The organism is Collinsella sp. LCP21S3_D3 (assembly GCF_052118305.1).
In the GTDB taxonomy this organism is placed as follows: domain Bacteria; phylum Actinomycetota; class Coriobacteriia; order Coriobacteriales; family Coriobacteriaceae; genus Collinsella.
Map to the genome: position 1 here is coordinate 38,140 of NZ_JBQKHK010000004.1, position 24,462 is coordinate 62,601.

The window sequence follows — 24,462 nt, forward strand, 5'->3', positions numbered from 1 at the left end:
TTTTAGCTACCCCATCCGTAGCCCTCGAAGCATGAGGCCGCATTTGACATAGGGTAGCTAAAAAAGCCCCGTCCCAAAAAGACTACCCCTACCTTACGCAACGGTAAGGCAAGCGTAAGCCATATCGATGGTAGCCGACTCGGCTTCTTGCGACTATAGATGCCGTAGACTAATTGCAAGAAAGGACTCGGTATGCAAACCACGCACATGGCGACCCCGGTACTGGAAGTCGTGCATCTCGAAAAGGTATACGGAGCGCTGGGCAACGTGACCCGCGCGCTCAACGACGTCAGCTTTACCGTCAACCGCGGCGAATTCGTTGGCATCATGGGCGCTTCGGGCTCGGGCAAGTCGACGTTGCTCAACTGCGTGTCGACCATCGATAGTGCCACAAGTGGCACGATCCGCATCAACGGCCAGGACGTGACGCGCATGAAGCAGGCTAAGCTTTCGCAGTTCCGCCGCGAGGAGCTCGGCTTTATCTTCCAGGACTCCAACCTGCTCGATACGCTCACGGCACGCGAGAACATCGCCCTGCCGCTCACCATCGCCCGCACAAGCTCGGCAGAGATCTCGACCCGCGTGCAGGATGTGGCAGCGCGCCTGTCCATCAGTCAGGTGCTCGACAAGTATCCCTACCAGATGTCCGGCGGTCAGCAGCAGCGCGTTGCCGCGGCTCGCGCGCTCGTCACCGACCCCACCATGATCATGGCCGACGAGCCCACCGGCGCCCTCGATTCCAAGAGCGCTCGCCTGCTGCTCGAGAGCCTGGAGGCCCTTAACCGCCGCCTGCGCGCCACCGTGCTCATGGTCACGCACGACAGCTTTGCCGCCAGCTACACGAGCCGTGTGCTGTTTATTCGCGACGGCAAGATCTTCACCGAGCTGCGCCGCGGAGACACCGACCGCCGCGAGTTCTTCGACCGCATTATGGAGGTCGTTGCCATGATGGGCGGTGAGGGCTCCGATGCTCTGTAAACTCGCTTGGGGCAACGTCCGCCGCGCCGGCCGCGACTACCTCGTCTACCTTTTGACGCTCACCCTGGGCGTCACGGTCTTCTATGCCTTTAACACCATCTCGATGCAGGTCGACATCGCCGGAATCGATGAAGAGGGCTTGGCGCAGGTTATGGGCAGCATGCTCGGCTACCTGACGTACTTTTTGGCCGGTGTCATGGCCTTTTTGATGGTGTATGCCAATAACTTCATCATGAAACGCCGCAAGAAGGAGTTTGGCCTGTACCAGGTGCTCGGTATGGGGCGCGGGCGCGTCGCCACGATCATGGCGCTCGAGACCGTGATAGTATCGGTTGTGGCCTTTGTCGCCGGCATTGTGCTGGGTGTGGGACTCTCCCAGCTCATGACGTTCTTTACGGCCTCGCTCTTTAAGACACAGATCGCCAATTTCCACTTCTTTTTCTCGGTGCATGCGTTCAACCTGACCCTTGCCTGCATGCTCGTAATGTTTGTGCTCACGCTACTGCTGAACCTTCGCGCCGTGCGTCGTACCAAACTCATCGAGCTTATGGGTGCCGAGCGTCGCAACGAGAGCATCAAGACACGCAACCCCTGGATCGCGATTGCCATCTTTGCCGTGGGCGTGGTGCTTGTGGGCGTGGCCTATTACCGTCTGCTACGTGATGGGTTCCCGCTAACCGCGACGGACAGCAAGCTGCAAGAGGCCATGAACCAGTTTGGCATTACGACCGCTATGGTTACCGTGGGTACCTTTGCCCTGTTTTGGGGACTCTCGGGCATGCTTATCAAGCTGCTGCAGAGCCTGCGCGGCGTGTATTGGCGCGGCCTCAACATGTTTATCGTGCGCCAGCTTGCGGCCAAGGTCAACACGGTGTGCTTTTCGATGGGCGTCATCGCGATGCTCCTGTTTTTGGCCATCACCTCGGTGACGTGCGGTATGTCGATTGCCAATGTGATGAACGAGAATCTGGAGCGCTATACGCCGGCCGATATGTCGCAGACGTATGTCTATTACACGCCCGATACGCTCGACTACTACAAAGAGTATGTCAATCCGTCTGAGGCCGATCGCATGGTGCTGGCCGATAGTACGGTCGATTTGTACTCCGCATGGCACGGTAAGGACAAGTCGGCGGACAACAACGACGAGACCGGCAAGAAGGTCAATATCGCCGATGTTGCCGGTGAGCATGTGCAGATCGATTCGTATCTAAGTTACCCGTTCGGCGGTTCGAGCCCTTCGGTGTCTGCGGGTGAGATGTGCAAGACCATGGGCGAAAAGCTTCCCAAGGCGTTCGGGGGTAGCAAGCCCGATGCGATAGGTCTGCTTGTGACGCCGGCGAGCCAGTACAACAAGCTGCGTCAGATGATGGGCGAGCAGCCGGTGAGCATTGGCCGCGACCAGTACTTGCTTACGTGTGATATGGGCGGTGAGCTGGTCGACCTGTACACCAAGTATATGGCTGGCGGCCATGCCCTTACCTTGGGCGGGCATACGCTCAAGCCCGCAACCGATAAGTCGGACGAGGACACGGCGGCCATCGCCAACTCGGCGATGGGCAGTAATCCGGGTACCGTCGTCGTTGCCGACGAGCTGTTGTCCCAAATTAATCTGCAGCCGTATTCCAGTAGCCTGCTCGCTAACTACAAACAGGGGATGGATACGACCGAGGCAGACGAGAGCATTGAATACACTGTGCTCGACAATCTGCTCGTTGACGGCAAGGAGCCGGGATCGTGGGGAATCTTCATCACACGCTCCGAGATGTACACACAAGCAGCGCAAATGAACGGTCTTATTAGCTACCTAGCCATCTACATCGGCTTTGTATTGGTCGTTGCATGCGCGGCGATTCTGTCGATCCAGCAACTCTCCAACGTGGCCGACGGCAGCCGCAGCTATCGTGTGCTGGCACAGATCGGCTGCGACGACCGCCAGATTCGCCATTCGGTGATGGCGCAGCAGGCGGTATTCTTCCTGTTCCCGCTGGCAGTGGGTCTGGCGCACTCCTTTGTGGCACTTAAGGTGATTATCGAGCTGGTGAGCATATTCGGAAATATGAGCATCGGCGGCACTGTGGGCCTCACCTGCGCGATCTTCCTGGCAGCATACGGTGGCTACTTCCTGGTGACCTACCTCATGAGCACCGGAATGGTGCGAGCTGCCATAGCCACCCGCTACAGCGAGTAACAAGCGGGCAAAATCGTCGCAAAATCAGAGGCGTATGACCGCCGCGAAGGGGCCAGGGGCCCTTTCGCGGCGGTTTTTTCCAACCTGGTGCGTCTCAGATACAAGTGAGTAGACTTTTTTGAACCTGACGAGCACATCGCGACAAATGCTCAATAAAACCGCAGGTCAGAGCTGTGGCGTTTTGGGGCGTGCTTGGCCTCCTGCAAAAAGCCTACTCACTTGGTTTTTCTGCTAGAAGACCGCCGCGAGGGAAGGCAACTCCCCCGGGTAGTCGTTGGGGACGTTCTTAAACGACTAGTCAAACAAGAGCGTCCCCAACGACCACCCCAAAAGGAGCGTCCCCAAGTGCTAGCTTTGGCAACGACGCTGGTAGAAAAACGTCAGCGAAAACCCGTACACGCGAGCAATGTGCCTTGAAGCGAGGCGGCATTGACCTTTTGGTCATGCCGTCGAAGCTGAAAGGCAGATTGCTCGCGTGTACGGGTTTGCAGCGTCGGCCGGTTACGGCGTTTGGTAAAACGCCGTAACCTACACCCGCTCTGCGATCTCGTGGATGAGGTAGTCGGTCTTTTCCCAGCCCAGGCACGGGTCGGTGATGGACTTGCCAAAGACGCCGCCGTTGACAGACTGGTTGCCGTCCTCCAGGTAGGATTCGATCATAAAGCCCTTGACCAGCTTGGAGATGGACTCGTTGCGGCGGCAGCTGTCGAGCACCTCCTTGCAGATGCGGTGCTGCTCCAGCGGGCGCTTGCCCGAGTTGTCGTGGTTGCAGTCGATGATCGCCGCCGGGTTGGCGTAGCCGGCATGCTCGGTATAGCGCTCAGCCAGACGCTCCAGATGCTCGTAGTGGTAATTGGGGTAGGTGCGACCGTCGAGACCAATGTAGCCACGCATGACGGCGTGCGCGAGCGGATTGCCGTCGCACTCGACCTCCCAGTTGCGGAAGATGAAGCTTTGATGTGCCTGGGCGGCGTAGATGGAGTTGAGCATAACGGTGGTGGAACCGGCGGTGGGGTTCTTCATGCCCACAGGCACCGAAATGCCGCTCGACACCAGACGATGCTCCTGGTTCTCGACCGAGCGCGCGCCCACGGCGACGTAGCTCAGCAGGTCGACGAGGTACTGGTAGTTGGACGGGTAGAGCATCTCATCGGCGGTAAAGAAACCGGTCTCCTCGATGACGCGCAGGTGCATATGGCGGATGGCTTTAACGCCTTCGAGCAGGTCATCGGGCGCCTCGGGATCGGGGTTGTGCAGCAGGCCCTTGTAGCCAGTGCCCTTGGTGCGCGGCTTGTTGGTATAGACGCGCGGAATGATGATGAGTTTGTCCTTGACCTCTTCGGCGACCTTGGCCAGTCGGCTCATGTACTCAAGCACCGAGTCCTCGCGGTCGGCAGAGCACGGGCCGATGATGAGCACCTTGCGCGCGTCCTCGCCGGTAAAGACCTTGGCGACCTCGGCGTCGAATGCCTGTTTTTTGGCGGTAAGATCGGCGGAAAGCGGCATTTCCTCGCGGATTTCCATGGGGATCGGCAACCTGCGCTTGAATTCCATGGCCATACGGGGCCTCCTCAATCAAATAAGACAAAGTGTGCATTGTCGAATGCTCGGCATTATCCGCTGTCGCACGCTAAAGTGCAAGCCCTCGTCACCCCAAAACCTGCCAAAAAGGGACAGGTTTATTTTGGCAGGTTTTATCTGGGCAAACGTTGGCTGGCCCTGGAATGGAATGATGCCACGCGGCTTGGAAGAGGCCGTCGATTTGGTCCCAGGGGAGGCGGTTTGAGGGTCGCAGAACAAAAAACGGGGCACAGGTTGTCCTGCGCCCCCGTTCTCGGGTGTTATTCGTTCCCTGCGGCAGAATTTACGCCGCTTCGTCGAACTGCGAGTTGTACAGGTCGGCGTAGAAGCCGCCTTGGGCGAGCAGCTCGTCGTGCGTGCCCTTCTCGACGATGTCGCCGTCGCGAATTACCAAGATCACGTCGGCGTTGCGGATCGTGGACAGGCGGTGTGCGATAACAAAGCTGGTGCGGCCCTGCATCAGCGCATCCGTGGCGCGCTGAATAAGCTCCTCGGTGCGGGTATCGACGTTGGATGTCGCCTCGTCCAAAATCAGCGCCGGGCGGTCGGCCAAAATGGCGCGGGCAATGGTCACGAGCTGGCGTTGGCCCTGCGAAAGGTTGGTGCCTTCCTCGTTGATCATAAAGTTGTAACCGCCGGCGAGCGTATGGATAAAGTGGTCGCAGCGTGCAGCGCGTGCAGCGGCCTCGACCTCGGCATCGCTTGCATCGGGGCGTCCGTAACGGATGTTCTCGCGGATGGTGCCGTTAAACAGCCACGTATCCTGCAACACCATGGCAAACTCGCCGCGCAGTGCCGCGCGGTCCCAATCGCGTACGTCGACGCCATCGACGCGCAGCGAGCCGCCGTCCACGTCGTAGAAGCGCTGAAGCAGCTTAATGAGCGTGGTCTTGCCCGCGCCGGTGGGACCGACGATGGCGATGGTCTGGCCGGGCTGTGCCTCGCAGCTAAAGTTGTGGATGATGGTCTTGTCGGGCGTGTAGCCAAACTTGACGTGGTCAAACTCCACATGGCCAGGGCGCTTTTCGGGAATCTGCGCGTCGGCCTTCTGCTCCTCCTCGGGCGCGGCCAGGAACTCAAAGACGCGCTCGGTGGCAGCGGCCATAGACTGCATCGTGTTGCTCACGTTGCCCAGCTGCTGCACGGGTTGCGTAAAGTTGCGAACGTACTGGATAAAGCTCTGGATGTCGCCGGGCGTGGCATTGCCGGTCAGCGCGAGCTGTGCGCCCACCACGACGACGCCCACGTAGCCCATGTTGCCCACCAAGCTCATAAGCGGCATCATCAGGCCCGACAGGAACTGCGAGCGCCAGCCACTAATAAAGAGGCGGTCGTTTTGACGGTCAAACTCTTCGATTGAGGCCTCGGCGCGGTCGAACACCTGAATGACGTTCTGGCCGGCAAAGTCCTCCTCGATAATGCCGTTGACGGTGCCCAGGACCTGCTGCTGCTCGCGGAAGTACGGCTGCGAGAAATGAATCATCACGGTCAGGATAATCGCGGCGGCCGGCAGTGTGAGCACGGTGACGCCGGTAAGCGGCAGGCTGATCGACAGCATCATGACGAGCACGCCGATAATCTGCGTCACCGACGTGATGAGCTGCGTCACGCTCTGGTTGAGCGACTGACCCAGCGTATCGACGTCGTTGGTGATGCGGCTGAGCACATCGCCCTTGCTGTGTCCGTTAAAGTAGCTCATCGGCACGACGGCAATCTTGGCGGCGATCTCCTTGCGCATGCGGTAGCAAATCTTTTGCGTGACGCCGGTCATGAGCCAGCCCTGGATGAGGCTGCAAACAGAGCTTGCCAGATACAGGCAGAGCAAAAAGCCGAGCGTCTTGGCGATCCAGGCAAAGTCGACATCGCCGGTACCGTTGACCTTGGCGACCAGGCCTTCGAACAGCTTGGTCGTAACCTGGCCGAGCACCTTGGGTCCCACAATGTTAAAGACGACCGAGCACACGGCAAAGGCGACGGCGGCAAGCACGGCAACCTTGTGTTGACCGATATAGCCGAGCAACTGCCGCATGGCGCCCTTAAAGTCCTTGGCCTTCTCGCCGCGGCCCATGCCACCCATGCGGCCCATGGGACCGCGCTGGCGGGTGGGCTTGGGAATCTGAGTCTTGGTCTCGTCTGCCATTAGTGCTCGCCTCCCTCCATAACGGCTGCAATTTCTTCTTGAGTGAGCCCCAGCTCCTCGGCGGAAAGCTGCGACTGTGCGATCTCCAGGTACGCCGGGCAGCTGTGCAGCAGCTCCTCGTGCGTACCAGTGCCCACCACGTGGCCGTCGTCGAGCACGATGATCTGGTCGGCGTGCATGATGGTCGCGATGCGCTGGGCTACGACAACGAGCGCGGCGTCGGTAACGTTTTTGGCAAGCTCTTCGCGCAGGCGCGCGTCGGTCTTGTAGTCGAGGGCGCTAAACGAGTCATCGAACACCAGGACCTCGGGCTTTTTTGCCAACGCGCGGGCGATGGCCAGACGCTGGCGCTGACCGCCCGAGACATTGGAGCCGCCCTGGCTGATGGGGGAGTAGTAGCCGCCCTCGCGCTCGGCGATAAAGTCCTCGGCTTGGGCGATGCGCGCGGCCTCGTGCATGTTCTCGTCGCTTACCATGTCGCCGGCAAACTTAAGGTTGCTCTCCACGGTGCCCGAGAACAGACGCCCCTGCTGAGGGATGTAACCAATGCGGCGGCGAAGCTCGGAAAGGGTCATATCGCGCACGTCGATGCCGTCGAGCGAAATGCTGCCGCCCGTGACGTCGTATAAGCGCGGAATCAGCTGTACGAGCGTGGACTTGCCCGAGCCCGTGGAACCAATGATGCCGAGCATCTGACCGGCATGCGTGGTGAAGTTCACGCCGCTAATGACGTCGGCGCGGGCATCGGGATACTGGAAGCTCACGTCGCGGAAGGTGAGCTCACCGCGCGGTGCGCTGGCCGCGGGCAGTTTGGGCGAGGCGGGGTCGTTGATGCTCGTGGGGCAGGTGATGACCTCTTCCACGCGCTCGGCTGCGACCTCGGCGCGGGGCAGGATGACCGAAACCATGGTGAGGATCATAAACGCCATGACGATCTGCATGGTATAGGAGATAAACGCCATCATGTTGCCGACCTGCATCACGCCATCGGACACGCCCTGCGCGCCAAACCAGACGATAAGCACGGTGATGCAGTTCATGACGAGCATCATGAGCGGCATCATAAAGCTCATGGCGCGATTGGTGTAGAGCTGCGTGGTCATTAGGTCGAGCGAAGCCTTGTCAAAACGCTCGAGCTCATGCTCCTCGCGGTTGAACGAGCGGATGGGCATAAGGCCGTCGAGCAGCTCGCGGGCAGTGAGGTTCACGCGGTCCACAAAGCTCTGCATCTTTTTGAACTTGGGCATGGTGAGGCCCATAAGCACGCCGACGACGGCCGAGACCGCGATGATGGCCACGGCGATGGTCCACTCCAGGCCGGTGTGGTTGGCCAGGACGCGCATGACGGCGACGATGCCCATGACGGGGGCCATCAGGCACATGCGGATAAACAGGGTTGCGGCCATCTGAATCTGCTGAATGTCGTTGGTGCAGCGGGTGATGAGCGAGGCCTGGCTAAACTTGCCCACCTCGGCCGGCGAGAAGTGCATAACCTTGTTGAAGGTCTCGCGGCGCAGGTCGCGTGCGATGGAACAGGCGGTGCGCGAGGCCACGGCGCCGGTCAGGATGGTGGCGATGAGCGAGATCAGGCACAGACCAAACATCGTGGTTGCCATGCGGCCCAGATAGGCGTTCTGCACGTCGGCGGGGTCGATGCCCTGCGCCTTGTACTCGTCTTGTACATAGCTCACGGCGCGTTGGGTCACGATGGAACCCGACATGGAGCCCATTTTGTCCGCCATATCGTTGGCGCCCTCGACGAGCTTGCCCTGGTCGATTAGGCCGCCTTCAATGCCTAGGCGCAGGCTCTTCATGGTGATCTTACCGCCGTCGGTATCAATCTGCTTTTGCATGTTCTGCGCCGCCGCGGCCTTCTGCTGCATCTCGGCGAGCTGCTCGGGCGTCATTGCCGCCATCTGCTCGGGGGTGGGCATGGCCTGGGCGGCGTTGTTGTTATTCTCGCTGGACGAACCCATCATGTCATCCATGGAGTTGGCGTCAATGCCCTGGTTGAACGAAAGGACGACGGTCTCGGGCAGGCTCACGATGTCGGCAATCTTGCCGCCGTCGGCGCGCTCTTCCTCGGTGCCCTTGTACGTTCGAATGCCGTTATTATCCGCCTTGCTAAACACGGCCTCCACAGCTTTGGCGTCCTTATCGCTCATAAAGAGTTCGAGGTCGTCGAGCGATTCGGTGCGAATGGTGTCAGGTACGGGCGAGGCGATACCGCCTTGCTGCACGCCCACGTCGACGATGTCGCTCATATACGTAGGCAGCGCCAGATCGGCGTTGCAGCTGATTACGATAAGTACGATAGCTGCGAACAGTGCCAGGACATGCTTTTTAAAGAGCTTGAGAATCCTCACTCGGCATCTCTCCTTTCTTGATTGCGGTCGATAATTTCGTTGGCACGCCTAAGAAGGCGCACCATCTCTTGGGTATCTGTTTCGCCGAGCTGCTCGAGGAAGGCCGCGGTGCGGTCCTCGAATTCCCGATGCTTGATTTCGAGATCATGGAATCCCTTGTCGGTCACCGTGACGTGTACGCGACGACGGTCGGTCTTTGAGTGCTCGCGCTCGACCCAGCCTTTGGCTTCGAGAGCGCGCAGGATATTGGCGATGCGGGCGCTCGAGACCCAGGCACGATCGGCGAGTTCGCTTGGCGTGAGCGAACCGCCAGCGAGCATGAGGGCGCGCATGACGGCCATCTCACCACTGAGGGCTTTGTCCGCAAAGCGCGAAATGCGCTGATGCATACTGCCGAACTCGGTAAGGAGCTGACGCCCAAGTTCACGGAAATCGGTATCTTTCACCGAAAACCCCTAACACTAGAAACTATTTTCGGTGAAAAATAATACCCCCACTCAACCATCCTATTCGGTAGATTTCTGGACATGTCCCAAAAATCTACTTGGCCACTAGGCAATATAAAGAGCGCATAAAGACTTAAAATAATTCAATTGCTGAAGCGTTTCAAAGAACTATCATGCCCGCGGTTAGGCGAGGGGTTGTCACCACCATGACGACTGGGACTCATTTATCGCCATGTGCGATGCTCCAACTTCCCGCAAGGAGACATCTGAATCAAGGGGGTTGGAGTCATGGCATTTGACTTCACGGGTAAAACCGCGATCGTTACCGGTGGCACTCAGGGCATTGGCCTCGAGATTGCCAAGGGTATCGTTGCGGGCGGCGGACACGTCGCGCTCATCGCAAGGAACGCTGCTAAGGGCGAGGCGGCTGTGGCCGAGCTTGGCGAGGGCAACAAGTTCTATCAGCTCGATGTCGCCGATGCGCCCAAGGCGCGCGAGACCGTCGAGCAGATTTTTACGGACCTGCCGCAAACCAACATCCTGATCAACTGCGCCGGTGTCATCAGCACCAAGAAGTTTGACGAGATCGACGACACCGAGTGGCGTCGCACCATCGACATCAACCTCAACGGCACCTTTACCATGATGAATGCCGTGTACCCGCACTTTAAGGCGGCACATGCCGGCACTATCGTCAACGTGAGCTCCGTTGCTGGCAAGATCGGCGGCGGCCTGCTCGGCACCGCGGCCTACGCGAGCTCCAAGGCCGGTGTCAACGGCCTTACCAAGGCGGTCGCCAAGGAGGGCGGTAAGTTCGGCGTCCGCTGCAACGCTGTGTGCCCGTCGCTCACGCTTACCGACATGACGTCGATCCTTTCTGACGAGAACTCTCAGCGCATCATCAACGGTATTCCTCTGGGCCGCGCCGCCCAGGCCAGCGAGCCTGCGCAGATGGTGCTGTTCTTCGCTTCCGATCTCGCCAGCTTCGTGAACGGCGAGATCGGTGACTGCGACGGCGGCATCGTCCTGGACGGGTAATACCCCGCGGTAATCGTTTGGCGGCGACCCTGGAGAATCGGGGTTGTCGCCTTCTTTCTGACATAGGCGCGTGCGGCTACGATTCGCATGCATCCAAAGGAGATATATATGAGTGAATCGACTGCGGTGGAGGCGCCGGCTGCAAAGGAGCCGTTCTTTAAGATGTCCTCCATCCCGGGCGCCAATATTTTGGTGCCGCTTTTGCTGGGCTGCTTGCTCAACACGCTATTCCCCAACCTGTTCAAAACGCTCGGCAGCTTTACGCTTGGCATGACCCAGCAGGGTGCAAGCCCGCTCGTGGGCGCTTTTTTGCTCATCGTCGGTACGACGATTTCGTTTAAAAGTGCTCCTGCCGCCGCTGCACGCGGCGCCATCATCATCGCTGTCAAGCAGATCGTGGTCGTTGCCGTGTCGCTGCTCATCCTTTATGTATTCAACGACAACCTGTTTGGTATCTCTGCCATGGTGATGCTGGCGGCTTGCACCGGCGCCAACAACGCTATGTACGCTGGTCTGATGGGCACCATGGGCAACGAGGCCGAACGTGGCGCCGTCGCCATCACCACACTCGTTGTCGGCCCTCCGGTCACAATGATCGTGCTCGGCGCTGCTGGCCAGGCTCCGATCGGCTGGTCGCTCGTGGGCGCCATCCTGCCGATCGTCGTCGGCATTATTCTGGGTAACCTCTTCCCGAGCTTTAAGAAGATGATGGCTCCGGCACTTTCCGCCATCATCGTGCTCGTCTTCTTTGCCATGGGCTCGACCATGACCTTTGGCCAGCTCATCAACGGCGGTCTTCCCGGCATCCTGCTCGGCGTGATCTGCTCGGTGGTCTTTGCAATTCCCGTCATCGCGGTCGATAAGTTCACGGGCGGCACGGGTGTCGCAGGTGCGGCCATTTCGAGCTGCGCCGGAGCCAATGTGGCCACGCCTGCCGCCATGGCGAGTGTCAACGAGGCCATGTACGGTGGCGCCGTGCTCGCGACGGCTACGGCGCAGGTTGCAGCGTGCGCCATCGTGACGGCCATTTTGACCCCGCTGGTCACCAGCTGGTGCTACAAGCATTTTGAGGGCCAGGGTCACGGCGACAGCAAAAAGGCCGCGGCCGACAGGGTCACCGCAGCCGCTTAATGCCAAGCGGCAATCAAAGCTAAAGAACTAGCCACGCCACAGGGCGGCCCCGGGGGAAATCCCGTGGCCGCCCTGCAGTTTCTGTGGGTCTCTGGGGCACTTTACCCTGCTAAAGCTGGCATAACAGCTAGAGTGAACGTCGTACAAAGGCAAGGAAAAATACCAAACAAATCGGTGAACGGTAGTTGTTCGCGCTCGCATTTCCTGCGGATTTGTTAAAAACGCCCTAATGGTATAAAAAAAGAAACATATAACAGCCCTGATGAAGGGGGTGGCTATGTTATCCTTCTCAGACGGGTGAAATCTTGGGTTTTGGGTTGCAGTTCCAAGGTGGACAAACGTTTTTCCCTGTGCTAACGCGCGATGGAAGGCGAATGAAGCCGGTCATGCAACCCGAACATTCAAGAATTCAATAAGCAGCGGTGTGAGAGAGCGCCGCATTATACGTAACTAGGAGCGTGGTTACACAATGCAGGAGGCATGGGAAGGCTTCAAAGAAGGCATCTGGACGGGAGAGGTTGACGTCCGAGACTTCATCCAGAAGAACTACACCCCCTACGAGGGCGACGAATCGTTCCTCGCCGGTCCGACCGAGCGTACCAAGGAGCTGTGGGGCGAGGTTCTCGACCTGCTGCTCAAGGAGCGCGAGCAGGGCGGCGTCCTCGATATGGACACCAAGACTGTCACGGGTATCGTGAGCCACCCCGCTGGCTACATCGATAACGCCCACCGCGAGAAGGAGACCATTGTTGGCCTCCAGACTGACAAGCCGCTCAAGCGCGCTCTGCACGTCAACGGTGGTATCCGCATCGCTTGCCAGGCTGCCAGCCAGCACGGCTACAAGATCGACGAGAACGTCGTCGAGCGCTACACCTTCGAGCGCAAGACCCACAACGCCGGCGTCTTCGATGTCTACACCCCCGAGATGCGTGCTTGCCGCTCGGCTCACATTATCACCGGTCTGCCCGATGGCTATGGCCGCGGCCGCATCATCGGCGACTACCGTCGTGTCGCCCTGTACGGCGTCGACTACCTGATCAAGGACAAGGAGGCCCAGAAGGCTTCCACCCCGACGGTCATGACCGCCGACAACATCCGCGATCGCGAGGAGCTGCAGGAGCAGATCCGCGCCCTCGGCGAGCTCAAGATGATGGCCGAGACCTATGGTTTCGATATTTCCAAACCTGCTACCAACACGCAGGAGGCCATCCAGTGGATGTACTTCGCCTACCTCGCTGCCGTCAAGGAGCAGAACGGCGCCGCTATGTCCATCGGCCGTACCTCTACGTTCATCGACATCTACGCTGAGCGCGACCTTGCCAACGGTACCTTTACCGAGGAGCAGATCCAGGAGTTCGTGGATCACTTCATCATGAAGCTCCGCATGGTCAAGTTTGCCCGTACCCCCGAGTACCAGGCCCTGTTTACCGGCGATCCGCAGTGGGTCACCGAGTCCATCGGCGGCATGGGTGTTGACGGCCGTACGCTCGTTACCAAGATGAGCTTCCGCTACCTGCACACGCTCGAGAACATGGGCACCAGCCCCGAGCCCAACATGACCGTTCTGTGGTCGACCCGTCTTCCCGAGAACTTCAAGAAGTTCTGCGCCAAGACTTCTGTCGCCAGCTCCTCGGTCCAGTACGAGAACGACGACCTCATGCGCGTTTACCACGGCGACGACTACGGCATCGCCTGCTGCGTGTCCTCCATGCGCATTGGCAAGGAGATGCAGTTCTTCGGCGCTCGTGCCAACCTGGCCAAGTGCCTGCTGTACGCACTCAACGGCGGTGTTGACGAGGTCTCCAAGAAGCAGGTCGGCCCCAAGTATCGCGCCGTCGAGGGCGACACGCTCGATTACGATGACGTTATGGCCAAGTACAACGACATGATGAAGTGGCTCGCTGGCGTGTACGTCAACTCGCTGAACATCATTCACTACATGCACGACAAGTATTGCTACGAGCGCATCCAGATGGCTCTGCACGACAAGCACGTGCACCGCTGGTTCGCTACGGGCATCGCTGGCCTTTCCGTCGTGGCTGACTCCCTGTCCGCCATCAAGTACGCCAAGGTTCACCCCGTCCGTGACGAGAACGGCATCATCGTCGACTTCGAGACCGAGGGCGAGTTCCCCAAGTACGGTAACGACGACGACCGCGTCGACCAGATCGCTCACGACGTTGTGCACCAGTTCATGGAGTACATCCGCATGAACGACACCTACCGCAACTCCGTGCCCACGACCTCGGTTCTGACCATTACCTCCAACGTCGTGTACGGTAAGAAGACCGGCTCCACGCCCGACGGCCGCAAGGCTGGCCAGCCGTTCGCCCCGGGTGCTAACCCCATGCACAAGCGCGATAGCCAGGGCGCCATCGCTTCGCTGTCTTCGGTTTCCAAGCTCCCGTTCCGCGATGCCCAGGACGGCATCTCCAACACCTTCTCCATCATCCCGGGCGCGCTCGGCAAGGAGGACCAGGTGTTCTTTGGTGATATCGACCTTGATCAGCTGGGCGAGTAACTATTGTTAGTGCTATACTAACAATAACGATTACTGATTAGTGCGCCGGTTTCGGCCGGCGCCGATCGATTGAAGGAGACACATTATGAAGGTTTCTGAAGTTTCCGAGACTCAGGCCGACAACCTGGTCCACATGCTCGACGCTTACGCCGAGAAGGGTGGCCACCACCTGAACATCAACGTCTTCAACCGTGAGACGCTGCTCGACGCTCAGGCTCACCCCGAGAAGTACCCGCAGCTGACCATCCGCGTTTCCGGCTATGCCGTGAACTTCCACACGCTCACCAAGGAGCAGCAGGACGAGGTCATTTCGCGTACCTTCCACAACAAGTTCTAAAGGGACTCAACTCCCACCGGAGACCCGGTAAGGCCTACGCACTTTGCCTCTCAAACGTCCTCGCCGCTTCGCGGCTGCGGAATGTTTGCGAGGCAAAGTGCTCCCGGCCTTACCGGGCCTCCTGCGTTATCGCACTTTAGGGAACCACGCTAAATTAAATTGGTGTCCTCGGACATGCAAGAAGCCCTCGCTGCGCACTTCGTGCGGCGAGGGCTTCTTGCGTCCTGTGGAATGTTTTGGGAGGTAGCCCAAACAGCCCCGGCGGGGTCCTGTGTAGTCACCCTTTAGGCGGAACTCTCCTAATGGGCTGAGCGTTCTGGATACTTACTTGCTACCGTTTATCGCGTATAGCTACCGTTTGCGGAGTAAGTAACACTTAGTAATAAACCGTGTAAAATCTCAGTTAAGAACGGAGTTTTCCAGGGAGACGCTGTCCTTTGTTTTGTGCAAGGGACGGCGTCTCTTTGGCGCTTGGAGACCGTTCTGTAGCAGGACGGCGGACGTGCGTCACATATTAAAAAGTCAACGTCGAGATGGGTCGTGATAAGAATGGGCAAGTACGTAATCGTGGTTGAATCTGGTTCGGATGTGACGCCAGAGCTCTGCGAACGCTACGGCATTGTGCGTGTGCCCATGCATGTCACGATTGGTGACGAGACCGTCGAGGACGGCTCGATCGATCCGCTCGAGATCTATTCGCGCTGCAACGAGTTTGGCGTGATGCCCAAGACCAGCGGCTGCGCGCCGGCAGATTTCTCTCGCGTGTACGACCGCATTCACGCCGAGCAGCCCGACGCGACCATTTTGTATCTTGCGTATTCCGAGGCCACGACCTGTTCGCATCAGTCCTCGAAGATCGCGGCAGAGGGGCGCGACTACGTGTTCTCCATGGACACGCGTTTTGTCTCGGTGGGCCAGTCGCTTGTTGTCGTCGAGACCGCCAAATACATCGAGGCTCATCCCGATGCCACCGTCGACGAGATCTTTGCTTTTACGAACTCCGTTATGGACCGCGTGTTGCTGGGCTTTGTTCCTACCGACCTTGCCTTCCTTAAGGCGGGCGGTCGCTTGTCCAACGTGGCGTTCCTGGGCGCCCATCTGCTCAAGATTAAGCCCTGCATTGAGGTAACGGGTGGCAAGTTTGTGGCGACCAAGAAGTTCCGCGGCTCTATGCTCAAGTGCGCCCGCGCCTTTATTGACCACATGGTTGCGAAGGGCGAAATTGACTACTCGCACATTGGCCTGGCGTATTCGGTAGGCCTTTCCGAGGAGCTGCGCGACGACATGGAAGTCTATGCGCACGACCTGGGCTTTAAGGACGTTACCTGGACTCAGGTCGGCGGCGTCATCTCGAGCCATTGCGGCCCGACCGCCTTCGGCGCGGTGCTCACGCTCAAGGCGTAACGCCTGGTGTCTATCGATTTCTATTGCCTCGGCGGCGGGCGGGTTGCGACAACCTTCCCGCCGCTTTTGCATGGGGCCAAATAGGACAATCCAATTGACCGCTAAACCGTTTCGCCATCAAGCATATAGGCTAGAATGACTCTGGCATTTATGTATCTAAAAACCAATGAGAGGCAAGGTAGCGGGAATGGCTGAGATGAAGCTCGAGGGTATGGACGCTCGTCCTGAGGACTCCGCGTTTGCCCTGGGCCGCGTGCATTCGATCGAGACGATGGGAACGGTCGATGGACCCGGCATCCGCTTTGTGGTGTTTGTTCAGGGCTGCCCCATGCGCTGTGCGTATTGCCACAACCCCGATACCTGGTCGGTTAACGGCGGCACCATGGTGACCGTCGAGCACCTGATAGACGAGTTCCAGAGCAACCATGAGTTTTACCGCAGCGGTGGTATTACGGTATCCGGCGGCGAGCCGCTCCTGCAGCCTGAGTTCTTGGCCGACCTGTTCCGCGCAATGCACAACAACCCCGATGGTCGCGTACATACCTGCTTGGATAGTTGCGGCTATGCGTTCGACCCCGCGCATCCCGAGAAGTTCGATGCCGTACTCAACGAGACCGATATGGTGCTGCTCGACATTAAACACGCCGATCCCGTCGAGCATAAAAAGCTGACCGGTTGCGATCCTGCGCGCATCCTGGCGTTTGGCGATGAGCTGGCGCGTCGCAGGATCAAGGTCGTTATCCGTCACGTGGTAGTACCGGGCATTACCGACACGGCAGAGGAGTGCGAGGCACTCGGTCGTCTGATTGCCCCGTGGCATAACGTGGTGGGCCTGGAAATGCTGCCGTATCACACGATGGGCGTCGTCAAGTATGAGCAGCTGGGGATTCCCTATAAGCTCGAGGGCGTTCCACAGATGGATACCGCGCGCATGCCCGAGCTGCGCAACGCCGTCATGACGGGCATGAAAAAGCGCCGCGCGGAACTCAAAAACGCTATCGGCTAGGGGTAGCTCATTTGGGGCCGGTAGGGTGGAGAAGTAGCTAAAAGAGCCCCGTCCTAAAAAGACTGCTCTCTGGGTTGCGGTGAGATGCGCAACAGAATCGTGCCATTTGGATAAATACGCTTGTGGTTTCTTTAAAGACACCTTAAACGCTTCTGAATATCTTTGGAAAGAAATGCCTGCTCGGTATTATGCTGCTCGTATATGAACGGGAGCAGCCAGGAGACCATGTGCGAAACAACGCATCGCGGGACGAGTATGTGTCGCAGCATAGCAGCAGATATGAGACGAAGGGCACGTCTTCGCGTGGCCTTGCCGACGCTTGCATCCGCGTGACGAAGATTGCCGCCATTGGGATGCTAACGTTGGCGGTTATTATCCTCGGAATTACCGCTAAAACCTACGCGTCGGAGCGAATGGCACCCTCAGATGCGTCAACGGTACAGACGCAAAACAAAAAGGTCTCTAAATCTAAAGCCACCGCAAGTCAAACCCTGTCGACAGCGAGCCTCAAGACGAGGCTTTCGAAGGCGGACTTTAACGATATTCCCTCAGGCGATACCGTGCAGGCCTTCTCACTGGTTGATGACCAGATCCCCGCCCTGGAGGATGAGAGCCTCGCCGCGCTCCAAGATACCCTTGATCAGGCCCAGGAATTGGGCGACGTGGGCGTGGTGTTTTACGATCTGTCGAGCGGCAAGGGCGTGACGTATAACGCGGACGCCGAGGTGTACGGTGCGAGCAGCTACAAGGCGCTCTATGTACTCTACGTCTGCGAGTTACTGGTCGAGACAGGGCAAGTATCGCTCGATGATACTCTGGGCACCTATGGCGGCTACAGTATGGGCTGGCTGACGGTTCGCGACCTGATCGAGACCTCGGTCGTCAACTCGGATAACGACTCGTTTGTCGCGTTGCGTGCAACGTTTGATCAAGATGGCTACGAGGATTGGATTGCCGCACTCGGCGTCGAAGACGAGGTCGCGCTCGATTCGATGAGCGATTTCCCAACCTACTGCCCGCGCACCTCGGCCAAGTTGTGGCGCGAGATGAGCGAGTATTTGATCCGTGAGAGCGAGACGTCGCAATGGCTGTCGGGCCTTCTGGCCTCTACGACCCGGTCCTTTATCCGTGACGGCATTGCGGACGACCATGCCATGGTGCGTAACAAGGCCGGCTGGATCAGCGAGGCAGGTTGCAATGCGACGTGCGATGCTGGCCTCATCGATGTCGATGGCGACACCTACATTATGAGCATCATGTCATCGATGCCGTGGAGTGACCGTTCGAGTGAGGCCGTGGCCGCCATCGCCAAGGCGCTCTACGATACCCGCGCTGCGCTGGCCTAACAGCTTCGTATTGCGCGGTTGAGTCAAAATGCTGGTACCATACCGTGGATAAACAGTTTTCACAGGTTTGGGGGATGGTATGCCTACCATCGCAATCATCGGTGCACTCGAAAAAGAGGTTGCGCAGATTAAAGAAGAACTGAACGGCGCCCATGTGTCGCAAGAGGCAGGCTTGAGCGTTGTAAGCGGCGAGCTCAACGGTCTGTCAGTGGTCGCCACGACCGCTGGCATGGGAACCGTAAACGCCGCTAGTGCAACACAGCATCTCATCAGCAGATATGCTCCGCAGGCCGTTGTGTTTTCGGGCATTGCGGGTGGCTTAAACTCCAGACTCCATATCAATGACGTGGTTATTGGCAAGTGTCTGCGCTATCTGGATACCGACACGGCGCTCATCGCCGAGTCGGCGCCGGAGCTTGAGGAGTTTGCCTCGACACCGGCTCTGGTTGACATCGCCACCACCGTGCTTGCCGAACATGGGTTTATCGATGCTTACGCTTCTGATTCCGCTGCGGAGAAGGACCCTAAACAGTTCCTGGTTGGCACTATCGCTACAGGCGACCGCTTTGTAACGGGCGACGCCATGCGCACCGCCGCCATCGAGGCGACGCATGCCGATTGCGTTGAGATGGAAGGTGCTGCGATTGCCCATATTGCAGCCAAGAACGGTGTCGATTGTCTGGTGCTGCGTGCTATCAGCGATAATTGTGACGAGGCATATGACGCGTTTTGCGAGCGAGAGTTCGATTTGGGCGAGTACGCCCGCACCGCGAGCGGCATTACACTCGATATCGTCCGCTGCATCGCCGCTGCGTAATCGTGCATCCCTATTGTAAGAACCTACGACCAAGGAGTATCTATGGCCGATTCCATTAACTACCAGCTTGCCAAGTTCGTCGCCAGCTACGGCAAGGTTTCGCAGATCCCCGAGTCCACCTGTCCCGAGGTGAGCTTTGTGGGCCGCTCCAATGTGGGCAAGTCGTCCATCATGAACAAGCTCTTTGGCCGCAAGAACCTGGTCAAGGTTTCGAGCACGCCGGGCAAGACGAGCAATATCAATTTCTTCGAGGCCGACGACGTGCACTTTGTGGACCTGCCGGGCTACGGTTTCGCCCGTCGTTCCAAGGCCGAGCGCGACCGCTGGGCCGAGCTCATCGGCGACTTCTTCGACTCCGAGCGCAGCTTTAACCTGGTTGTGTCGCTGGTGGACATTCGCCATGACCCCAGCAAGCTCGACCATGACATGATCGACTACCTGCAGGGCAACGAGTTCAACTTTATCGTCTGCCTCACCAAGGCCGACAAACTCAGCCGCACCCAGCAGGCCCGCCAAGCGGCAGCCATCAAAAAGCAACTCAACGTCCCGGCCGAAAACGTAATCATCACAAGCTCCCAGACCGGCACCGGCATCGACGAGCTCAAGCGCCGCATTGCCGAGGCCTGCCTCTAGTAGGGGCTCTTGGCAGACAATAGTATTCATCCATCTATATCACCCCAGTGATAGTTGTTGGTACACTATCACTGGGGTGATATTTTTGTTTGGAGGTCGATATGGAGCTTTGGCACGGGTCGGAGGTTGTTGTCGAACGTCCGTCGTTGGATAAATGCAGACAATTCAATGACTATGGGCGCGGGTTTTATTGCACGTCACATGAGGAAATGGCGATGGAATGGGCATGCCGGACCGAGTCTGATGGCGTTGCCAATCGATATGAGCTTGATTTAGATGGCCTTTCGGTCTTGGATTTGGAGTCTGGGGAGTTTTCAATCCTCAATTGGCTTGCAATTCTGGCGAATAACAGAGAGTTCAATGTTTCGACGCCATTGGCGCGTGAAGGGCTTCGCTATCTACTTGATAACTGCTTAATTGATACATCTCCTTATGACGTTATTCGAGGCTATCGTGCTGACGACTCCTATTTTTCGTTTGCAAGACAGTTTGTCAGCGGCATGATATCGCTCAGACAGCTGCAACGTATCATGTGCTTGGGTGATTTGGGTATCCAATATGCCCTTATGAGCGAGCGCGCATTTTCGATGATTAGATTCTGCGATTGGAAGCGGGCTTCGGGGTCTGAGTTTTATCCCAAGCGTTTTGAGCGAGAGCAGAATGCTCGACGCAAATACTTGGATACGGTCAATGGGTTCGATTCCGAAGGTATCGACATTAGGGATTTAATGGCAGGGAGGGTTGATTTAAATGATCCAAGAGTTAACAGATCGTGGACCGAGTAGGACATATCCCGTCTACTACCTTGAGGACGCAATGAACAACCTCGGCGACTGCTTCGACTTTGCCGTCAATGACTATGGAGCAGAAGGATCTGAAGTTGCTGAATTCTTTTGCCTGAGCGGGGTTGCTCGCGAGTTTGAACGCGGCAACGCATGGGTAGTGTCGGGAAAATCGGGTGTTGAGCTGTTCGCGCTTATCGCTGAAAGGTCGGGCTATCAAAACAGGCCCATACCGGACTGCACCTATCGATTTGAGAAGACGCCGGAATATTGGGCGGGCTGGATGCTGGCATACCTGCAGTGGCGCCTAGGAGAGTCTTTCGAAGATTTGCTGCATGTCGTTCCATTTGATGTGCTGCGCAGTCTGTATTACCCCTGGCACGAAGCATCGGAGGAACGAGTGGCTCGCCTCGTCTGCAATATGGCGAAAAAAGCGTCCAGGCAAACCAAACTTGCGTTAGCAAGAAAGAAGCTTAAGAAAACCCAACAAGACCTAGCATACGAATCGGGTGTGTCACTCCGCTCAATCCAAATGTACGAGCAGCGCCAGAGAAACATCAATGAAGCTTCGGTAACAAGCGTAAGAGCCATAGCAAAAGCCCTCCACTGCAACATCGAAGACCTCCTAGAACCAGTCTTCGAATACAAGGAACCCAGTGCGGCGTAAACCAAGCACACAGTCGAAGCCTGTCACTAGTAAGTGCTCCAGCCTAGTAAGAGCCCCTATCAATAAAGGGCCATAATTTCAGCCCGGCGCTCCTTCAAAGCGTGGGTCCCTATAGACATCGCTAGCCACGTTGCCATAGGGCCACCCGGGGGCATCCCCTTAAAAACATTCCGCAGCACGAGGCCCGCTTATCCGCAGCTCCGAAGGAGCGCAATATTAAATCAGCGAATGCGATTATCCTGTCGAGGTCGCGTAGGTCTCCTTGGGGCTTCCCCTGAAAACAATCCGCAGATCGAATTGGCCCGTCGCGGGTAGCGCACGACGGGGCAATTCATGATCGAGGACGTTTTCAGGGGAAGCCCCAAGGAGACCGGTGAGAGCAATGAGACAGGGCGCTACAGGTACTCGATTTGAGCGCCCTCGGTGTCGCACGTTAGAATATGCGTCTCACACTTGGGGAACTGCTCGCGCAGCTTGACCTGCAGGAATTTTGCCACGATGGTGTCGTCGGTCACAGCCATAAGGGTAGAGCCCGAACCGCTGATCCAGATGGTCTTGGCGCCGCCGTTAAGGCAGGTGTCGCGCACAGCGTTGTAGTCGGGAATCAGGCGACGACGATAGGGCTCCTGGATGCGGTCGTCATTGGCGGCGGCAATCAGGTCGAGGTCGCCGGCCTCCAGGCCTCGCGTCATGCCGGCGATACGGCCCATTTGCCATACGGCGGTGGAGAGCGGAATCTCCTGCGGCACGACCTTGCGCGCCTCGCTCGTGTGAACCTCGTAGGGCGGAATCACGGTAATAAAACGCAAGCGATCGCTCACCTCGTAGCGCAGGCACTGGGGGAGCGAATCGGTCGGCGTAAAGGAGCAGACGGCGCCGCCCAGGATGGCGGGAGCGACGTTATCGGGATGGCCCTCGACCTCGGTGGCAATGCGGACGAGCTCAGCGCGGTCGACGGTGTGGCCTGTCAGTGCGGCGGCGGCCATAATGCCAGCGACGACGCAAGTGGAGCTGGAACCCAGGCCGCGAGCGACGGGTACATCGGTTTGAATGTCGATGGCAACGGGAAAAGCCGGCTCGCCCCATGCGGCCAGCGCATCGACAAAGCTGACGTAGACCAGGTTGTTCTCGTTTTGGAACTCCTCGGGGCAGCCCGTGATGGTGAGCTTGTCAGCGCGCTCGAAGGTGAAGTGCGAGTAGAGGCTGACGGCCATGCCGAGGGTGTCGTAGCCGATGCCCAAGTTGGCGCTGGTTGCTGGGACGGTGATCTTGATCATGTGGGTCCTCCTGGCGTGCCTGGCTGTTTAGTTCGCTGCTCGGGCAGTCCTGCGCAAGACGGAAAGCACATTAAGTGCTTTCCTTTGCGTGCGGAACTCGCGACGAACTCAACAGCCAGGCACGCTGTGCGCGTTCGTCATCATCCCGGGGGTTATCTGATAAAAGAAGGTGCGCCGGCTTTCGCCGGCGCTTAATAAGGGTTTTAGTTGGTAGCCATCTTTTTTGCTGCAGACTCGACGTAGCTTGCCATCTCATCGACGTCGCAGACGTCTTCGAAGCGGACGGGTTTGGACTCGAGCTCGGCGAGCTGTGCCGGTGCGGTCGTATTGGTGGCCTGCTCGAGCACGCGCATGGCCTCAAAGTCGTCCTCGGGAACGTTGAGACCCAGAGCATCGCAGCAGGCACGCGGGAACTTGTAGGGGCTGGCGGTCGAAAGCAGCACACGGGCCTTGGCCCCTTCGGCGGGAGCGACCTTTTCAAAGACGTGATAGCCGCAAGCGGTGTGCGGGTCGATCACGTAGCCGTTCGCATCCCAGCAGCTCTTGATGGCAGCGAGGACCTCGTCCTCGCTGGCCCAGCCGCAGCCAAAGACGCTCTGAATCTTTGCCAGCAGGTCGGCGGGAACCTCATAGTGACCAGTCTTTGCCAGCTGCTCCATAAGGCTGGCAACAAGCTCGCAGTCGCCATCGGACAGGAAGTAGAGCATGCGTTCCAGGTTGGAGCTGATGAGGATGTCCATCGACGGCGAGATGGTCGTGAAGAACGGACGGTTGCGGTCGTAGACGCCGGTGGTCAGGAAGTCAGCCAGCACGTTGTTCTTGTCGCTCGCGACAATGAGCTTGGCGACGGGCAAACCCATGCGCTTGGCATAGTAGCCGGCCAGGATATCGCCAAAGTTGCCGGTCGGTACGCAGAACTCCACAGCGTCGCCGGCCTCGATGGCGCCGGCGCGCAACAGCTGCGCATAGGCGGCAAAGTAGTAGACGACCTGCGGCACCAGACGGCCGACGTTGATGGAGTTGGCACTCGAAAGCACCGTTCCGGCGGCCTCCAAGCGCTCGGCAAGCTCCTTATCGGCAAAGATGCGCTTGACGGCACTCTGGGCATCGTCGAAGTTGCCGCGAATGCCGCAGACGGCGACGTTATCGCCTTCCTGTGTGGACATCTGCAGATTCTGCACGCGGCTGACTTTGCCTTCGGGATAAAAGACGGTGATGCCCGTGCCCGGAGCGTCGGCAAAACCGGCGAGTGCGGCCTTGCCGGTGTCGCCCGACGTGGCGGTGACGATCATGATGCGTTCGGCGCCGCCGTCCTTGGCGGAAGTGCGGGCCATGAGGCGGGGGAGCATCTGCAGGGCGACGTCCTTAAAGGCACTCGTGGGGCCGCCAAAGAGCTCCATCACATAGGTCTGAGGGGCGTCAGCGCCCGGCGCAGCGGCGAGTTTGACGAGCGGCGTAACCTCTTCACTCGCGAACGTGCCGCGATATGCCTCATTCACACAGGCGGAAATTTCTTCGCCCGTGTAATCATTCAGTAACATTCTCAACACATCTTGAGCGATTTCAAAGTACGATTTATCTGCAAGCGAGCTGATATCGACCTGCTGGGTGCCGAGCTCGTCCGAGACAAACAAACCCCCGTCGGGAGCGATGCCGGTGCGGATTGCCACCTTACTTGAGCACGATAAAGCGCGTCCTCGTGTACTATGATAAGTTCCCATATAACACTGCTCCTCGGATGCCTTGGTCCCAATCGGTGAAACCATGGTATCAGAGCGCGCAAAACAGGTTCGCAGAGGCT

Annotated in this window: 19 protein-coding genes; 13 read left to right on the top strand and 6 right to left on the bottom strand. The window is 58.3% G+C overall.

Annotation, left to right across the window (positions count from 1 at the left end; all coding sequences use genetic code 11):
- Nucleotides 1-192: 192 nt before the first annotated feature.
- Complete coding sequence (locus tag ACTQ1S_RS02855; RefSeq protein WP_427728561.1) at nucleotides 193-978, top strand: ABC transporter ATP-binding protein; 786 nt, start codon at nucleotides 193-195, stop codon at nucleotides 976-978.
- Complete coding sequence (locus ACTQ1S_RS02860) at nucleotides 968-3,169, top strand: ABC transporter permease (RefSeq protein WP_441547014.1); 2,202 nt, start codon at nucleotides 968-970, stop codon at nucleotides 3,167-3,169. The genes ACTQ1S_RS02855 and ACTQ1S_RS02860 overlap by 11 nt, the downstream gene beginning before the upstream one ends.
- A gap of 528 nt (nucleotides 3,170-3,697) precedes the next feature.
- Here the strand turns inward: ACTQ1S_RS02860 and ACTQ1S_RS02865 are convergent.
- The 4 genes from ACTQ1S_RS02865 to ACTQ1S_RS02880 all read right to left on the bottom strand — a co-directional run bounded on the left by ACTQ1S_RS02865 (nucleotide 3,698) and on the right by ACTQ1S_RS02880 (nucleotide 9,702).
- The gene (locus tag ACTQ1S_RS02865; RefSeq protein WP_441547015.1) at nucleotides 3,698-4,729 is read right to left on the bottom strand and encodes a 3-deoxy-7-phosphoheptulonate synthase; all 1,032 of its coding nucleotides are present in this window, start codon (nucleotides 4,727-4,729) and stop codon (nucleotides 3,698-3,700) included.
- Between the two features lie 304 nt (nucleotides 4,730-5,033).
- Nucleotides 5,034-6,890 carry an ABC transporter ATP-binding protein gene (locus ACTQ1S_RS02870; protein ID WP_427718168.1) on the bottom strand — a complete coding sequence of 619 codons (1,857 nt, stop codon included), beginning with the start codon at nucleotides 6,888-6,890 and terminating at the stop codon, nucleotides 5,034-5,036.
- A complete protein-coding gene (locus ACTQ1S_RS02875) occupies nucleotides 6,890-9,256 on the bottom strand; it encodes an ABC transporter ATP-binding protein (protein WP_441547016.1) in 2,367 nt (788 codons plus the stop codon). The genes ACTQ1S_RS02870 and ACTQ1S_RS02875 overlap by 1 nt, the downstream gene beginning before the upstream one ends.
- Complete coding sequence (locus ACTQ1S_RS02880; RefSeq protein WP_154514934.1) at nucleotides 9,253-9,702, bottom strand: MarR family winged helix-turn-helix transcriptional regulator; 450 nt, start codon at nucleotides 9,700-9,702, stop codon at nucleotides 9,253-9,255. The genes ACTQ1S_RS02875 and ACTQ1S_RS02880 overlap by 4 nt, the downstream gene beginning before the upstream one ends.
- A 288-nt stretch (nucleotides 9,703-9,990) precedes the next feature.
- On the opposite strand from ACTQ1S_RS02880, the gene ACTQ1S_RS02885 reads away from it, so the two are divergent.
- The 11 genes from ACTQ1S_RS02885 to ACTQ1S_RS02935 all read left to right on the top strand — a co-directional run bounded on the left by ACTQ1S_RS02885 (nucleotide 9,991) and on the right by ACTQ1S_RS02935 (nucleotide 21,384).
- A complete protein-coding gene (locus ACTQ1S_RS02885; RefSeq protein WP_006234857.1) occupies nucleotides 9,991-10,740 on the top strand; it encodes an SDR family NAD(P)-dependent oxidoreductase in 750 nt (249 codons plus the stop codon).
- Nucleotides 10,741-10,848: 108 nt separating this feature from the next.
- Entirely contained in the window at nucleotides 10,849-11,871 is a 1,023-nt protein-coding gene (locus ACTQ1S_RS02890; RefSeq protein ID WP_441547017.1) for a 2-keto-3-deoxygluconate permease, read from the top strand.
- A gap of 469 nt (nucleotides 11,872-12,340) precedes the next feature.
- Entirely contained in the window at nucleotides 12,341-14,392 is a 2,052-nt protein-coding gene (pflB, locus tag ACTQ1S_RS02895) for a formate C-acetyltransferase (RefSeq protein WP_427718174.1), read from the top strand.
- Nucleotides 14,393-14,477: 85 nt separating this feature from the next.
- Nucleotides 14,478-14,729, top strand: a complete 252-nt coding sequence (grcA3, locus tag ACTQ1S_RS02900; protein WP_055252439.1) for an autonomous glycyl radical cofactor GrcA3 — start codon at nucleotides 14,478-14,480, stop codon at nucleotides 14,727-14,729.
- Between the two features lie 549 nt (nucleotides 14,730-15,278).
- On the top strand, nucleotides 15,279-16,133 hold the full coding sequence (locus ACTQ1S_RS02905) for a DegV family protein (RefSeq protein ID WP_441547018.1): 855 nt from the start codon (nucleotides 15,279-15,281) through the stop codon (nucleotides 16,131-16,133).
- Between the two features lie 187 nt (nucleotides 16,134-16,320).
- Nucleotides 16,321-17,139 carry a pyruvate formate-lyase-activating protein gene (gene pflA, locus ACTQ1S_RS02910; protein ID WP_427718181.1) on the top strand — a complete coding sequence of 273 codons (819 nt, stop codon included), beginning with the start codon at nucleotides 16,321-16,323 and terminating at the stop codon, nucleotides 17,137-17,139.
- A gap of 413 nt (nucleotides 17,140-17,552) precedes the next feature.
- Entirely contained in the window at nucleotides 17,553-18,485 is a 933-nt protein-coding gene (locus ACTQ1S_RS02915; protein ID WP_441547019.1) for a serine hydrolase, read from the top strand.
- Nucleotides 18,486-18,564: 79 nt separating this feature from the next.
- Complete coding sequence (gene mtnN / locus ACTQ1S_RS02920; protein WP_441547020.1) at nucleotides 18,565-19,302, top strand: 5'-methylthioadenosine/S-adenosylhomocysteine nucleosidase; 738 nt, start codon at nucleotides 18,565-18,567, stop codon at nucleotides 19,300-19,302.
- 42 nt (nucleotides 19,303-19,344) lie between these two features.
- Entirely contained in the window at nucleotides 19,345-19,935 is a 591-nt protein-coding gene (yihA, locus tag ACTQ1S_RS02925) for a ribosome biogenesis GTP-binding protein YihA/YsxC (RefSeq protein WP_055252447.1), read from the top strand.
- A gap of 101 nt (nucleotides 19,936-20,036) precedes the next feature.
- Nucleotides 20,037-20,720 carry a DUF3990 domain-containing protein gene (locus ACTQ1S_RS02930; RefSeq protein WP_427748370.1) on the top strand — a complete coding sequence of 228 codons (684 nt, stop codon included), beginning with the start codon at nucleotides 20,037-20,039 and terminating at the stop codon, nucleotides 20,718-20,720.
- Nucleotides 20,721-20,751: 31 nt separating this feature from the next.
- Nucleotides 20,752-21,384, top strand: a complete 633-nt coding sequence (locus ACTQ1S_RS02935) for a helix-turn-helix transcriptional regulator (RefSeq protein ID WP_441547021.1) — start codon at nucleotides 20,752-20,754, stop codon at nucleotides 21,382-21,384.
- 395 nt (nucleotides 21,385-21,779) lie between these two features.
- Here ACTQ1S_RS02935 and thrB read toward each other — a convergent pair whose 3' ends face one another.
- Both thrB and thrC read right to left on the bottom strand, forming a co-directional pair.
- Nucleotides 21,780-22,661, bottom strand: a complete 882-nt coding sequence (gene thrB / locus ACTQ1S_RS02940) for a homoserine kinase (RefSeq protein WP_154514914.1) — start codon at nucleotides 22,659-22,661, stop codon at nucleotides 21,780-21,782.
- A 203-nt stretch (nucleotides 22,662-22,864) separates the two neighbouring features.
- Nucleotides 22,865-24,382, bottom strand: a complete 1,518-nt coding sequence (thrC, locus tag ACTQ1S_RS02945) for a threonine synthase (protein WP_441547022.1) — start codon at nucleotides 24,380-24,382, stop codon at nucleotides 22,865-22,867.
- Nucleotides 24,383-24,462 lie beyond the last annotated feature (80 nt).